The sequence below is a fragment of the Herbiconiux sp. UC225_62 genome, assembly GCF_042694625.1.
Classification (GTDB): Bacteria; Actinomycetota; Actinomycetes; order Actinomycetales; family Microbacteriaceae; genus Herbiconiux.
Window position 1 is genome coordinate 814581 of record NZ_CP170551.1, and the last position, 13693, is coordinate 828273.

Here is a 13693-nt window from a genome sequence, read left to right on the forward strand (position 1 = left end):
GGCGGGCGCCGACTACAGCATGCAGCTGACGCAGCCATCGATCTCCGTGCCCTCGAGGGCGAGCTGGCGGAGACGGATGTAGTAGATGGTCTTGATGCCCTTGCGCCAGGCGTAGATCTGGGCCTTGTTGATGTCGCGCGTGGTCGCCGTGTCCTTGAAGAACAGCGTGAGCGACAGACCCTGGTCGACGTGCTGCGTGGCCGCGGCGTAGGTGTCGATGATCTTCTCGGCGCCGATCTCGTACGCGTCGTCGTAGTACTCCAGGTTGTCGTTCGTGAGGAACGGCGCCGGGTAGTAGACGCGGCCGATCTTGCCTTCCTTGCGGATCTCGATCTTCGACGCCACCGGGTGGATCGACGAGGTCGAGTTGTTGATGTACGAGATCGACCCGGTCGGCGGCACCGCCTGCAGGTTCTGGTTGTAGATGCCGTGCTCCTGGATCGACGCCTTCAGCGCCAGCCAGTCCTCCTGCGTCGGGATGTGGATGTTCGAGGTCTCGAACAGCTCCGCCACGCGAGCCGTCGCCGGCACCCAGGGCGCATCCGTGTACTTGTCGAAGAACTCGCCGCTCGCGTAGGTCGAGTCGTCGAAGCCGTCGAACTTCTCGCCGCGCTCGATGGCGATCGCGTTGGAGGCCCGTAGTGCGTGGAACAGCACGGTGTAGAAGTAGATGTTCGTGAAGTCGACACCCTCTTCCGAGCCGTAGTAGACGCGCTCGCGGGCGAGGTAGCCGTGCAGGTTCATCTGACCGAGGCCGATGGCGTGCGTCTTGTCGTTGCCGTCTTCGATCGAGCGCACCGAGGCGATGTGCGACTGGTTCGACACCGAGGTGAGGCCGCGGATGGCGGTCTCGACGGTGCGGCCGAAGTCGGGCGAGTCCATGGTGAGCGCGATGTTCAGCGAGCCCAGGTTGCAGGAGATGTCCTTGCCGATCGACGCGTACGAGAGGTCCTCGTTGTAGGTCGTGGGCGTGTTGACCTGCAGGATCTCCGAGCACAGGTTCGACATGTTGATGCGGCCCTTGATGGGGTTCGCCTTGTTGACGGTGTCTTCGTACATGATGTACGGGTAGCCCGACTCGAACTGGATCTCGGCGAGGGTCTGGAAGAACTCGCGGGCCTTGATCTTGGTCTTGCGGATGCGCGGGTCGTCGACCATCTCGCGGTACTTCTCGGTGACCGAGATGTCACCGAAGGGCACGCCGTAGACGCGCTCGACGTCGTAGGGCGAGAAGAGGTACATGTCCTCGTCGTTCTTCGCGAGCTCGAAGGTGATGTCGGGCACGACGACACCGAGCGAGAGCGTCTTGATGCGGATCTTCTCGTCCGCGTTCTCGCGCTTGGTGTCGAGGAACCGCATGATGTCGGGGTGGTGGGCCGAGAGGTACACCGCACCCGCACCCTGGCGGGCGCCGAGCTGGTTCGCGTAGCTGAAGGAGTCTTCGAGCAGCTTCATCACGGGGATGATGCCCGAGGACTGGTTCTCGATCTGCTTGATCGGCGCGCCGGCCTCACGGATGTTCGACAGCAGCAGCGCCACGCCGCCGCCGCGCTTGGAGAGCTGCAGCGCGGAGTTGATGCCGCGAGCGATCGACTCCATGTTGTCCTCGATGCGGAGCAGGAAGCAGGAGACCAGCTCGCCGCGCTGCGCCTTGCCGGTGTTGAGGAAGGTGGGGGTGGCCGGCTGGAAGCGGCCGCCGATGATCTCCTCCACCAGGTTGGTGGCGAGCTCTTCGTCGCCCTGCGCCAGGCCGAGCGCGGTCATCACCACGCGGTCTTCGAAGCGCTCGAGGTAGCGCTTGCCGTCGAAGGTCTTCAGCGTGTAGCTCGTGTAGTACTTGAAGGCGCCGAGGAAGGTGTCGAAGCGGAACTTCTTCGAGTAGGCCAGGTCGTTGAGCTGCTGGATGAACTCGAACGAGTACTGGTCGAGCACCTCCTTCTCGTAGTACTCCTTCTCGACGAGGTAGTCGAGGCGCTCCTTGAGGTTGTGGAAGAAGACGGTGTTCTGGTTGACGTGCTGCAGGAAGTACTGCTTCGCGGCCTCTTTGTCTTTGTCGAACTGGATCAGTCCGTTCTCGTCGTAGAGGTTCAGCATCGCGTTCAGCGAGTGGTAGTCGAGCGCCGGCGCGGCCGTCGGCGCGTCGATCAGTGTTGCTTCCACAGTGTGTCCAATCTGATCTGGACGGCCTCACGGTCATCCGGGGTTCCGAATACTTCGAATCGATAGAGCAGGGGCGCCCCTGTTTTGCGCGCGACGATGTCGCCCGCAAGGCAGTAGGCCTCGCCGAAATTGGTGTTGCCCGCGGCGATGACACCGCGGATGAGCGATCGGTTGCCCTCGTCGTTGAGGAACTGGATCACTTGCTTGGGAACCGCGCCCTGACCGTTGCCCCCGCCATAAGTGGGGAGCACCAGCACGTACGGCTTGGTCGCCTGGAGCTTCTCTTCGCGGGCGTAGAGGGGGATGCGCGTAGCCGGCCGACCGAGCGACTCGACGAAGCGCCGCGTGTTGCCGGAGACGCTCGAGAAATAGACGAGGTCGTCGGACACCGGACTCAGCTGGCCGCTGCGCGCGCCAGTTCCTCGATCTTGTCGGGACGGAAGCCCGACCAGTGGTCGCCCTCGGAGGTCATGACGACGGGGGCCTGCAGGTAGCCGAGTTCCTTGACGGTCTCGAGGGCCTTCTCGTCGACCGAGAGGTCGAAGATCTCGAACTCGAGACCCTTGTTCTCGAGGGCACGGTAGGTCGCAGTGCACTGGACACAGGAAGGCTTCGTGTACACCGTGATTGCCATAAGGAATGCACCTTTCTCGAAGGATTTGAAGGTTGTGAAATCTTGAGTTGACCGGCGCCGTATCCACTCCAACCCCGTGGAAATCCACTGCTTTCGTGGCTTCTCTGCGCCGGGAGTTCAATACTACATATAGTTGGTCGCGATATCGAGCACCCCTAGATGAAGTGTTACACCCGTGTAATTATCCACAGGTCATCCACATCTGTGCACATCTTTCCGACCCTTTCATCCACAGCCTGAATGGCGGATTTCCGGCCTTCTGCGGTCGCCTGTGGACAGCATCCACCCTCACCCCTGAGGATAAATCCGACCACCGACATTCAGCGTGTCGGGCGTGTCGCGCGCACCCTCTGCACGACGGTGACCACGACTGCCGCGACGGCGAGCACGAGGGGCACCAACAGGTTCGCTCCGGCGAGCAGGATGAGCCCCGCGACGAGCACCGTGGAGACCGCGGCGAACCACCATCCCAGTCCGAACCGCGGCAGCAGACGCAGCGCCGCCACCACCCCGAGCGCGTACACCGACACCATGCTCGAGGTGTGGATGAGGATGAAGGGCGTGAGCACCCCGCCCGTCACGAAGAAGGCGGCGAAGTACAGCGCCACCAGCAGGGCGACGAGCAGGAGCGCGCGTCGGGGGACCCCTCCGGCCTCCGCCCCCTTGGCGAACCATCGCGGCAGATGACCGTCACGGCCGAGTGATGCGCCGAGGTTGGCGAGAGCGGCCACGTAGGTGTTCACCACTCCCAGGGCCACGATGGCCGCGATGGTGGCCACCACGTACTTCCCCCAGGCCGGCGCCGTCTCGGCCACGAGGTCGAGCAGTGGAACGGGGCTCGACCCGGCCCGATCGCCGAGCACGCCGACCGTCACGATCTGGAGCCCCAGGTAACACGCGCCCACCACGACGATCGCGATCGCCGTCGCGAGCGGGATGGTGCGGCGCGGCCTCGTGAACTCCCCCGCGATGTGCGTCACGGCCTCCCAACCGGCGAACGCCCAGACGAACAGACTCACCGCCAGACCGACACCGGCCCACCCGTGCGGAAGGAGTGGACTGAAGTTCGACGCCTGCGAGGCCGGGGCGGCGACCGCGACGACACCCACCACGATCACCACGAGCAGGCCCGAGAGCACGAGCTGCGCCCTGCCGGAGAAGCGCAGGCCGAAGGCGTTCAGGATGAACGGCGGAACGAGCAGCACCGGAGCGAGCACGAGCGCCACCCAGCGCTCGATCCCGAGCACCGCCACCACGTACTCGGCGCCGAGGAGCCCCACCACGGGAGCGCCCACGGTGACACCGAAGAAGAACCAGTACCCGGACATGCGCGCGGCCGTCGGCCCGAGCGCGAGACGGACGAACGTGGCCACGCCGCCGGCATCCGGAAACCGCGCCGCGAGCGCCGCGAAGGTGCCGGCCAGCGGGATCGAGAGCCCGATCAATGCGATGACGGCGAGGATGGAGCCAGGACCTGCCGCCTCGGCCGCGAGTGCCGGCAGCACCAGGATGCCGGTGCCGAGCACGGCTGCGATGTACAGCGCCGTCCCCTGCGCGAGCCCGACGCTCGGCGCGTGCCCGGCCGCGTCGCCGGATGTGGGACCCTCACCCGTCGCGGGGTCGCCGGACGCGGCGGGAGCGGGCGGTGCGGTTGCCATCCGCCCAGCATTCCGCACACGTGAGGCACAGCGGAACGGCTCTTCCGCCACTCGACGAGCGTTTTCCGCCAATCCCGGCCCGGTCGACCTTCTCAGCGGCTCCTCTTGCTGGCGTCCTCCGTTTCGGGAGGAGCTACGTGCGACGAACCCCGTATACGGGCTTCGTTCGACGTTGTTCCTCCCGAAACGACGGCGCCTAGCCCTCGCGGCCCCGCAGGCTCTCGGTGATGACGCGCATCGCCGAGGTGTCGGCGAGCGTCGCCGTGTCCCCCACCGAGCGGTTCTCGGCGACATCCCGGAGCAGGCGCCGCATGATCTTGCCCGAGCGGGTCTTCGGCAGCTCGGGCACCACGAGGATGCGCTTGGGCTTCGCGATCGGCCCGATCTCCGACGCGACGTGCTTCATCAGACCGGCCACGATCGCCTCCTGGTCGGCCCCGAGCGTGTCGCTGGCGCCGCGCAGGATGACGAAGGCGACGATCGCCTGGCCCGTGGTCTCGTCGGCCGCGCCCACCACCGCGGCCTCGGCCACGGCCAGATGCGACACCAGCGCCGACTCCACTTCCATGGTGGAGATGCGGTGACCGGAGACGTTCATCACGTCGTCGACCCGGCCGAGCAGCCAGACGTCTCCGTCGGCGTCGTACTTCGCGCCGTCGCCGGCGAAGTAGTAGCCCTGCGCCGCGAAGCGGTCCCAGTAGACCTCTTTGGCCCGCTCCGGGTCGCCCCAGATGCCGCGGCTCATCGACGGCCACGGCTTGTCGATCACCAGGTAGCCGCCCTCGCCGGGTTCCACCCGGGCACCCTGCTCGTCGACCACCTGCACCGAGAGGCCGGGCAGCGCGCGCTGGGCCGATCCGGGCTTCGTGGCGGTGACACCGGGCAGCGGCGCCACCATGATGGCGCCGGTCTCGGTCTGCCACCAGGTGTCGACGATCGGGGCACGGTCGCCGCCGATGTTCGTGCGATACCACATCCAGGCCTCGGGGTTGATCGGCTCACCCACCGAGCCGAGCACCCGCAGCGACGACAGGTCGTAGGCGCCCGGGATCTGGTCGCCCCACTTCATGAAGGTGCGGATGAGCGTGGGCGCGATGTAGTAGATCGTCACCCCGTACTTCTCGATGATCTCGAAGTGCCGGCCCTCGTGCGGCGTGTTCGGCGTGCCCTCGTACATCACCTGCGTGACGCGGTTGGCGAGCGGACCGTAGACGATGTAGCTGTGGCCGGTGATCCAGCCGACGTCGGCGCCGCACCAATAGACATCCGTGTCGGGCTTGAGGTCGAACACCGCACGGTGCGTGTAGGAGGTCTGCGTGAGGTAGCCGCCGCTGGTGTGCAGGATGCCTTTGGGCTTTCCCGTGGTGCCGCTGGTGTAGAGGATGAACAACGGATGCTCCGCCGGGAACGCTTCGGGTTCGTGCGACGCCGACTGACCGTCGACGACGTCGTGCCACCAGAGGTCGCGCCCCTCGGTCATCGGCACCAGATCGGTGGTCGCACCGCCGACGCGCTCCACCACGAGCACGTGCTCGACCGTCGAGGCGCCCTCCAGCGCCTCGTCGACGTTGGCCTTCATCGGTGCGGAGGCGCCCCGGCGGTACTGCCCATCGGAGGTGATGACGAGCCGCGCCTCGGCGTCGTCGACCCGCGCCCGCAACGCGGCGGGAGAGAAGCCGCCGAAGACCACGCTGTGCACGAGCCCGAGCCGCGCGCAGGCGAGCATCGAGATCACGGCCTCGGGGATCATCGGCAGCTGGATGACCACGCGATCGCCGGCCACGAGCCCCAACGAGGCGAGCGCGTTCGCCGCACGCGAGACCTCGTCCTTCAGCTCGGCGTAGCTGATGTCGCGGGTGTCGCCCGGCTCCCCCACCCAGTGCAGGGCGATCTGCGAGCCGTGACCCGACTCGACGTGCCGGTCGACGCAGTTGTAGGCCACGTTCAGGGTGCCGTCGCCGAACCAGCGGGCGTGGGGCGGGTTCGACCAGTCGAGCACCTCGGTGAAGGGCGTCACCCAGCTGAGGTGGCGGGCCTGCTCGGCCCAGAACGCCTCGGGATCGGCGGCGGCGCGCTCGTAGGCCTCCGCTCCGAGGTTGGCCTGGGCGGCGAAGTCGTCGCTCGGGGGAAAGGTGCGGGTCTCGTGCAGCAGATTGTCGAAGACGTGACCGGCCTCCTGAGGAGCGACGTCCTGCAGGGTGATGCGGGGCCCGTCGGGGGCGGTGGTGCGCGAATCCTCGGCCACAGGAGATCTCCTCGTTGAAACTCTGACGGTGGTTGATGCGGTTGGATGATGCCGGGAAACGGCGCAACCGCTTCCCCTTTTGCATCCTGTGCCAGTATCCTGTCACTCAGTGCCATCCCGCGCAAGGAAGCCCGCCATGACCCCCAGCCGCGTCACCACCTCCGGCGGCTCGGCGAGCCCGGACGGCGAGGACCTCAACGCCCGACTGCGCCTCGGCGCCCTGCACCTCTTCGAGACCCGCGGATTCGACGCCACCACGGCCGAAGACATCGCGCAGTCGGCGGGCATCAGCCGCCGCACCTTCTTCCGCTACTTCCCGGTGCGCGAAGACGTGCTGTTCTCCGACCATGCGGTCTACCTGCTCCGCGTCGAGGAGCGCCTGCGGGCAGCGCACGGCGAGCCGATCCGGGTGGCCGGCGTGGCCCTCGATCCGCTCCTCGACGGCCTCGTCGACGACGCCGACTTCGTCGTCCGGCGGTCCGTCGTCACGCGCGAGAACGTCGCGCTGCGCGACCGGGAGGTGCTGTGGCTCCGTGAATACCAGCAGCTGCTCGGCACCTTCCTGGCCGAGCAGGACCTCGGCGCCCGCAGCGCGATCTTCGCGCAGATCGTGGCCGCCGCGATCCTGGCCGCGCTCAGCCAGGTGATCGACCGCTGGCTCTCCGCCCCGCAGTCCGAAGACCCGCGCGCCCTGTTCGCCGAACTCGTCGACGAGATCGCGGAGTCGATGGGCGAATCCGGGCTCCGCGGCCGGGGTCCCGGCGCCGAGCATCCGGAGCGCACCGGCGTCGTCGTCATCAACTCGCGACTCTCGGCCGACGAGATCGCCCACCTGATCGAAGGAGCACGCCGATGAGCCGCATCGTGATGATGGGACCGCCCGGAGTGGGCAAGGGAACGCAGGCCGCCCTCCTCGCCGTGGCCTCAGGTGTGCCGGCGGTGTCGACCGGGGACCTGTTCCGCGAACACGTGCGTTCGCAGACGCCGCTCGGCCTCGACGTGAGCGCGCTCCTCGCCGCGGGCGAGTACGTGCCCGACGAGGTCACGAACGCGATGGTCGCCGAGCGCCTGGCGGCACCGGATGCGCGCGCCGGCTTCATCCTCGACGGTTACCCCCGCACCCTCCCGCAGCTGGCCGAGCTCGACCGCATGCTGGGCGACACCGCGGCGCTCGACGCCGTCGTGCTGCTGCACGCCGACGTCGACGAGATCGTGTCACGCATCCTCCTCCGCGCCGAGCAGCAGGGCCGCGCCGACGACACCCCCGAGGTGGTGCGGCGTCGCATCGCGGTCTACCGCGCCGAGACGGAGCCGCTCGCCGACGCGTACGCCGAGCAGGGCCTCCTGCTCCGGGTCGACGGGGTGGGCACCCTCGACGAGGTGACGGCGCGCATCCACGCCGCCCTCGACGAAGCCGCAGCCGCCTGACCACTCCGACCGCCGGCGCCCGGGCTAGCATCGAGGTCATGCCCCGACGTTCCGCCGCCCTCACGCGCACCCGGATCCTCGAGGCCGCGACGGCCACGTTCAAAGCGCAGGGATTCGCGCGCACCTCGGTCCGCGAGATCGCCGCCGCGGCAGACGCCGACCCGGCCCTCGTCATCCGGCATTTCGGATCGAAGGAGCTGCTCTTCCTCGAGGCGATGCGCTCCGGCATCGGACCTCGCACGGTCGCGGACGCCCCTCTCGACCTGCTCGGCCGCCGCTTGGTCGGAGAGCTCCTCGACGGCGACGTCGACACGAGGAGCGTGTACCTGGCTCTCCTCCGGGGGAGCGACACCACCGAGATCGGTCGTCGGCTCCGCTCGGTGCACGAAGAGGAATTCGTGGCCCCCCTTCGCGTCCGGATGTCGGGCCCGGATGCCGGACTGCGCGCTCGACTCGCCGCGGCGCTCGTCGGCGGGCTGCTCTATTCGCTCTGGGTGGTCGGCGACGAGGAACTCCTCGCCACCGACCACGATCAGATCGTCGAACGCTACGGCGCGCTGCTGCAGGAGCTGATCACGCCTACTGAACCGACCAGCCGCCGTCACTAGGCAGCACGGCGCCGTTCACGTTCACCCCGTCGTCACTCAGCACGAAAGTGATCGAGGCGGCCAACTGTTCGGCGGTGGCGACCGAGGGGATGGCGGACTGGAACGGCGCGAGCCGCGCACTTCCGGCTTCCGACACGTGAGGCGGGAACGGGATGCCCGTAGCGACACCGCCGGGGGCCACCGCATTGACGCGGATGCCCTGCTGCGCATACATGAACGCGGCGCTGCGGGTGAATCCGATCACACCGTGCTTGGAGACCGTGTAGGCGTTGCCCGACGCGTTGCCACGAAGGCCGGCCTCGGACGCGACGTTGACCACGGAGCCCTTGCCCGCCGCGAGCATGGCCGGCAGCACCGCGCGAGTGAGCTTGAAGGTGCCGGTGAGGTTGATGGCGATCACCCGGTCCCAGATGGCGTCGCTCGTCTCGTGGGCCGGCGAGAAGTCGTCGTTGACACCGGCGACGTTGGCGAGTCCGTCGATCCGCTCTCCGGCCGCGGCGACGATCCGGTCGATGTCCTCCTGCTTGGTGATGTCGCCGGCGACGGGCACGACGTCCGCCTCGGGAAGCGAGTCGGCGAAGTCCTGGAGCCGTTCGGCCGAGATGTCGACAGCGACGACGCGACCGCCTTCGCGCGCGATGCGCGACGCGGTCGCCCGCCCGATACCGGATGCCGCCCCCGTGACGATCACCGTCTGTCCGGCGAAGCGCCCGGCTGAGACCTTCTCGCGCCAGCCCGTCGACTCGACCGCTTCGGGCATCACGCCGCCGTTCGCACGCAGCACGAGGTCGTCCACGACCGACTGCGGAAGCTGCCCCTGGCTCAACTCGACGAGCTGCTGCAAGGGAAGCCCCTTGACCGGGGCGAGCTGGCTCTCGTCGAAGGCTCCCGCAGCTCCGAGCACCTGCCGGATCAGGGCGCCGCCCTCGGGATGGTCGAGCCACTCGGCGATGGAACTCTGAGCGGTGAGTGGGTGGCTGCTGGTCATGTCGTCCTCCTGTCGTCCGGGCCTTCGTCGGCACGGTCATCTACAAGTCAACATAGTTGACTCAGCTGAGCGTGGGCGGCGCGACGGAGCGGAATCGCTCAGCTGAGGCCCAGCACCCGCTCGAGGTAGGCGTTGCGGAAGCGGCCCTGCGGATCGAACTCGGCGGCGAGCGCGAGGAAGTCGGCCGCCCGCTCGTACTTCGGCAGAATCTCGGCGGCCCCCATCGCGAACCACTTCCCCCAGTGCGGGCGCGGGTCGAAGGGGGCGAGCGCGGCCTCGACCGCGGGCAGCAGGGCGTGCACCGCGTCGGGCTCGTTGCGCCAGGTGAAGTGGATGGCGAGGCTCTCGCGCTGGTAGGCGGGGCTCAGCCACAGCGCATCCGCCGCCACCGTGCGCAGCTCGGTCACGAGCAGGTGCGGAGCGATCCGGTCGGCCAGCGCCCGGACCGCGGTCAGCGCAGCCACGGCATCCGACCGCGACACGAAGTACTCGGTCTGGATCTCGTCGCCGTTCGAGGGCGTCACATCGGCCCGGAAATGCGGCAGTCGCTCCGACCACGGCCCGGGCAGTCCGCCCTGCACCGTGGTGTTGTCGATGTCGTCGCCCGCCGGGGACATCACCTTGTCGCCGGCCGGATGCGCGCCGAAGAAGTCCTCCGGCAGCACCGGCTCGTCGGCACCTGAGCCCGCGGCGGGCAGGCGCGACTTCAGCCACACCTGCTTCAGTGTCTCCCCGGTCCAATCGGTGAACAGGCTCACGCTGTACGCCGCGGAGACGATCTCCTCGAAGGAGCCGAGCACCGCGTCCCAGGGCAGATCGAGGTAGACGTCCTGGCGCATCCGGAAGCTCGGCTGGATGTCGAGGGTGAGACGGGTCACGATGCCGAGCGCTCCGAGCGCCACCACCATGCCCTCGAACCGCGGATCGGCGCGGCTGACGTGCACCACGTCGCCGCGTCCGTTCACGAACTCGAGGCCCGCGACCGCGGTCGACAGGTTGCCGTTGCCCACACCCGAGCCGTGGGTTCCGGTGGCGACAGCGCCCGCGATCGAGATGTGGGGCAGCGAACCGAGGTTGTGCAGGGCGTAGCCGTGCGCCTCGAGATGCGCGGCGAGAACGGCGAAGCGCGTGCCGGAGGCGACGGTGACGGTGGAGGCGATCGGATCGATCTCGGGATGCGGTTCGAGATCGACGAGGGTGAGGAGTTCACCCGTCGTGTCGGCCAGGTCGTTGAACGAGTGCCGGGTGCCGAGCGCCCGTACGCGGGAGGCGCCCGCCACGATCGACGCCACCTCATCGGCGCTCTGCGGACGCAGCAGCTCGCGCGCGCCGTACTCGTAGGTTCCGGCCCAGTTCTCTCCGACGGTGCTCACAGCTCTCCTCTTCCGCGTGACGGTGCGTGCGGACTACTTGCGCGGCAGCGCGCGGTCGATGTCGGCGAGCAGGTCGTCGACGGCTTCGATGCCCACCGAGAGGCGGATGACGTTCTCGGGCACCTCCAGCACCGTGCCCTTCACCGAGGCGTGCGTCATCTCGGAGGGGTAGCCGATCAGCGACTCCACGCCGCCGAGGGACTCGGCGAGCTGGAACACCTCGGTCGACTCCGCGAACTTGCGTGCGGCCTTCGGCCCGCCCTTCAGCGCCACCGAGATCATGCCGCCGAACGACTTCATCTGCCGCTTGGCGAGCTCGTGCCCTGGATGCGTTGGGAGACCTGGGTAGTACACCGCGTCGAGCGCGGGGTGGCCCACCAGGTGCTCGGCGATCGCCTGGGCGTTCGCGGAGTGGCGGTCCATGCGCACCGCGAGGGTCTTGATGCCGCGGACGGTGAGCCAGGCATCCATCGGGCCGGAGACCCCGCCCGACGCGAACTGGAGGAAGCGCACCTTCTCTTCGAGCGCGTCGTCGTTCAGCACCACGGCTCCGCCGAGCACGTCGGAGTGGCCGCCGAGGTACTTCGTGGTGGAGTGCACCACGATGTCGGCGCCGAGCGCGAGCGGCTGCTGGAGGTAGGGCGAGGCGAAGGTGTTGTCGACCACCACGAGGGCGCCGGCCGCGTGGCCGATCTCGGCGAGCTCCGCGACATCCGAGATCTTCATCAGCGGGTTCGAGGGCGTCTCGAGCCAGAGCAGCTTGGTCTTGCCGCCCGCGACGGCCTTGGAGACGGCGGAGAGATCGCTCATCTCGACGACGACGTTCTCCACGCCCCACTTGCCGTGGATGCGCTCGATCAGACGGTGGGTTCCGCCGTACACGTCGTTGCCGAGCACGATGCGGTCGCCCGGCTCGAGCAGGGCGCGCAGCAGTGCGTCTTCGGCGGCGAGGCCCGAGGCGAACGAGAGGCCGTGCTTGGCGCCCTCGAGCGAGGCGATCAGCGTCTCGAGCGAGGTGCGGGTGGGATTGCCGCCGCGGGTGTATTCGTAGCCGTTGCGGAACCCGCCGATGCCGTCCTGCACGAAGGTGCTCGTGAAGTAGACGGGCGGGATGATCGCGCCGGTGGTCGGGTCGAACGCCTGACCGGCGTGGATGGCGCGGGTCTCGAACTGCTCGGTCTTCTTGGGAGGCATGGTGCTGTCTTTCGTCGGGTCGGAGCTCACGCTTCGCTGAGGAAGGTGAGGAGGTCTTGGCGGGTGATGACGGTGACGGGCTTGCCGTCGTCGCTCACCAGCAGGGCGGGCGCGGTGGTGAGAGCCTGCCGCGCGGCGGAGACGGTCTCGTTGATGCCGATGAGCGGCAACGGCGTCGACACGAAGTCCCCGACCTTGTCGGTCATGGCCGCCGTGCCGCCGAACACCTGGTCGAGCAGGGTCTGCTCGTCGAGCGAGCCCACCACCTCGCCCATCACGACGGGCGGTTCGGCCGAGAGCACAGGCACCTGCGAGACACCGTAGGTGGTCATGATGCCGATGGCGTCGTGCACGGTGTCGCTCGGGTGCGCGTGCACGAGCGCCGGCAGACCGTGGTTCTTGCCATTCAGGATGTCGCGCACGGTCGATCCCTCGCTCTCCGGCGCGAAGCCGTAGGAGCGCATCCACTTCTCGTTGAAGATCTTGCCGAGGTAGCCGCGGCCGCCGTCGGGCAGCAGCACCACGACCACCGCGTCGGCGGGCAGGTCGCGGGCCGCCTTGAGCGCCACCGAGACGGCGAGACCGCTCGATCCGCCCACCAACAGGCCCTCTTCGCGGGCGAGGCGGCGGGTCATCTCGAACGACTCCGCATCCGTCGACGCGATGATCTCGTCGACCACGGTCGGGTCGTAGGCGGTGGGCCAGAAGTCTTCGCCCACGCCCTCGACGAGGTAGGGGCGGCCGGTGCCGCCGGAGTAGACCGAGCCCTCCGGGTCGGCGCCGATGACCTGCACCTGGCCGTCGGAGACCTCCTTGAGGTAGCGCCCGACACCGCTGATGGTGCCGCCGGTGCCGACGCCCGCGACGAAGTGCGTGATCTCGCCCTCGGTGTCGCGCCAGATCTCGGGGCCGGTGGTCTCGTAGTGACTGAGCGGACCGTTGGGGTTGGAGTACTGGTTCGGCTTGAATGCCCCGGGGATCTCGCGCGCGAGCCGATCCGACACGGAGTAATAGGAGTCGGGGTCTTCGGGCGCGACGGCCGTCGGCGTCACCACGATCTCGGCGCCGTACGCGGTGAGCACGTTGCGCTTGTCCTCACCCACCTTGTCGGGCAGCACGAACACGCAGCGGTAGCCGCGCTGCTGGGCGACGAGGGCGAGGCCGATGCCGGTGTTGCCCGAGGTGGGCTCCACGATGGTGCCTCCCGGCTTCAGGAGACCCTCGGCCTCCGCGGCGTCGATGATGCGGGTGGCGATGCGGTCTTTCGACGAGCCGCCCGGGTTGAGGTATTCGATCTTCGCGAGCACGGTGGCCGCGATCCCCTCGGTCACGCTCGTGAGCTTGACGAGCGGGGTGTTGCCGACGAGGTCGATGACGCTGTTTGCGTACTTCATGAGTGTCCTTG

The 13693-nt window shown here is 68.2% G+C and carries 12 protein-coding genes; 3 read left to right on the forward strand and 9 right to left on the reverse strand.

Annotation, left to right across the window (positions count from 1 at the left end):
* Window positions 1–12: 12 nt before the first annotated feature.
* The 5 genes from nrdE to acs form a co-directional block, all read right to left on the reverse strand.
* Window positions 13–2160, reverse strand: coding sequence for a class 1b ribonucleoside-diphosphate reductase subunit alpha (gene nrdE, locus ACFJGU_RS03975; RefSeq protein ID WP_382307847.1), 2148 nt, complete (start codon window positions 2158–2160; stop codon window positions 13–15).
* Window positions 2145–2549 carry a class Ib ribonucleoside-diphosphate reductase assembly flavoprotein NrdI gene (gene nrdI / locus ACFJGU_RS03980; RefSeq protein ID WP_382307849.1) on the reverse strand — a complete coding sequence of 135 codons (405 nt, stop codon included), beginning with the start codon at window positions 2547–2549 and terminating at the stop codon, window positions 2145–2147. Before nrdI ends, nrdE begins: the two co-directional genes overlap by 16 nt.
* Before the next feature lie 5 nt (window positions 2550–2554).
* A complete protein-coding gene (nrdH, locus tag ACFJGU_RS03985; RefSeq protein ID WP_092557681.1) occupies window positions 2555–2794 on the reverse strand; it encodes a glutaredoxin-like protein NrdH in 240 nt (79 codons plus the stop codon).
* Window positions 2795–3114: 320 nt separating this feature from the next.
* A complete protein-coding gene (locus ACFJGU_RS03990) occupies window positions 3115–4452 on the reverse strand; it encodes an amino acid permease (RefSeq protein WP_382307851.1) in 1338 nt (445 codons plus the stop codon).
* A gap of 196 nt (window positions 4453–4648) precedes the next feature.
* Complete coding sequence (acs, locus tag ACFJGU_RS03995) at window positions 4649–6649, reverse strand: acetate--CoA ligase (RefSeq protein ID WP_382310258.1); 2001 nt, start codon at window positions 6647–6649, stop codon at window positions 4649–4651.
* A gap of 184 nt (window positions 6650–6833) precedes the next feature.
* Between acs and ACFJGU_RS04000 the strand changes: the two genes are divergently transcribed.
* The 3 genes from ACFJGU_RS04000 to ACFJGU_RS04010 are packed head-to-tail and all read left to right on the forward strand — an operon-like array spanning window position 6834 to window position 8733.
* Entirely contained in the window at window positions 6834–7553 is a 720-nt protein-coding gene (locus ACFJGU_RS04000; protein WP_382307853.1) for a TetR family transcriptional regulator, read from the forward strand.
* Window positions 7550–8125 (forward strand): adenylate kinase, encoded by a 576-nt coding sequence (locus ACFJGU_RS04005; RefSeq protein ID WP_382307855.1) that lies wholly within the window; start codon window positions 7550–7552, stop codon window positions 8123–8125. The genes ACFJGU_RS04000 and ACFJGU_RS04005 overlap by 4 nt, the downstream gene beginning before the upstream one ends.
* A 38-nt stretch (window positions 8126–8163) precedes the next feature.
* Entirely contained in the window at window positions 8164–8733 is a 570-nt protein-coding gene (locus ACFJGU_RS04010) for a TetR family transcriptional regulator (protein WP_382307857.1), read from the forward strand.
* Here ACFJGU_RS04010 and ACFJGU_RS04015 read toward each other — a convergent pair.
* The 4 genes from ACFJGU_RS04015 to ACFJGU_RS04030 all read right to left on the reverse strand — a co-directional run bounded on the left by ACFJGU_RS04015 (window position 8705) and on the right by ACFJGU_RS04030 (window position 13682).
* Window positions 8705–9721, reverse strand: a complete 1017-nt coding sequence (locus ACFJGU_RS04015; RefSeq protein ID WP_382307859.1) for an SDR family NAD(P)-dependent oxidoreductase — start codon at window positions 9719–9721, stop codon at window positions 8705–8707. The genes ACFJGU_RS04010 and ACFJGU_RS04015 overlap by 29 nt on opposite strands.
* A gap of 98 nt (window positions 9722–9819) precedes the next feature.
* Window positions 9820–11094 carry an FAD-binding protein gene (locus ACFJGU_RS04020; protein WP_382307861.1) on the reverse strand — a complete coding sequence of 425 codons (1275 nt, stop codon included), beginning with the start codon at window positions 11092–11094 and terminating at the stop codon, window positions 9820–9822.
* A 33-nt stretch (window positions 11095–11127) separates the two neighbouring features.
* The gene (locus tag ACFJGU_RS04025; RefSeq protein ID WP_382307863.1) at window positions 11128–12288 is read right to left on the reverse strand and encodes a cystathionine gamma-synthase; all 1161 of its coding nucleotides are present in this window, start codon (window positions 12286–12288) and stop codon (window positions 11128–11130) included.
* Between the two features lie 26 nt (window positions 12289–12314).
* Window positions 12315–13682, reverse strand: a complete 1368-nt coding sequence (locus ACFJGU_RS04030) for a cystathionine beta-synthase (protein ID WP_382307865.1) — start codon at window positions 13680–13682, stop codon at window positions 12315–12317.
* Window positions 13683–13693: the final 11 nt, after the last annotated feature.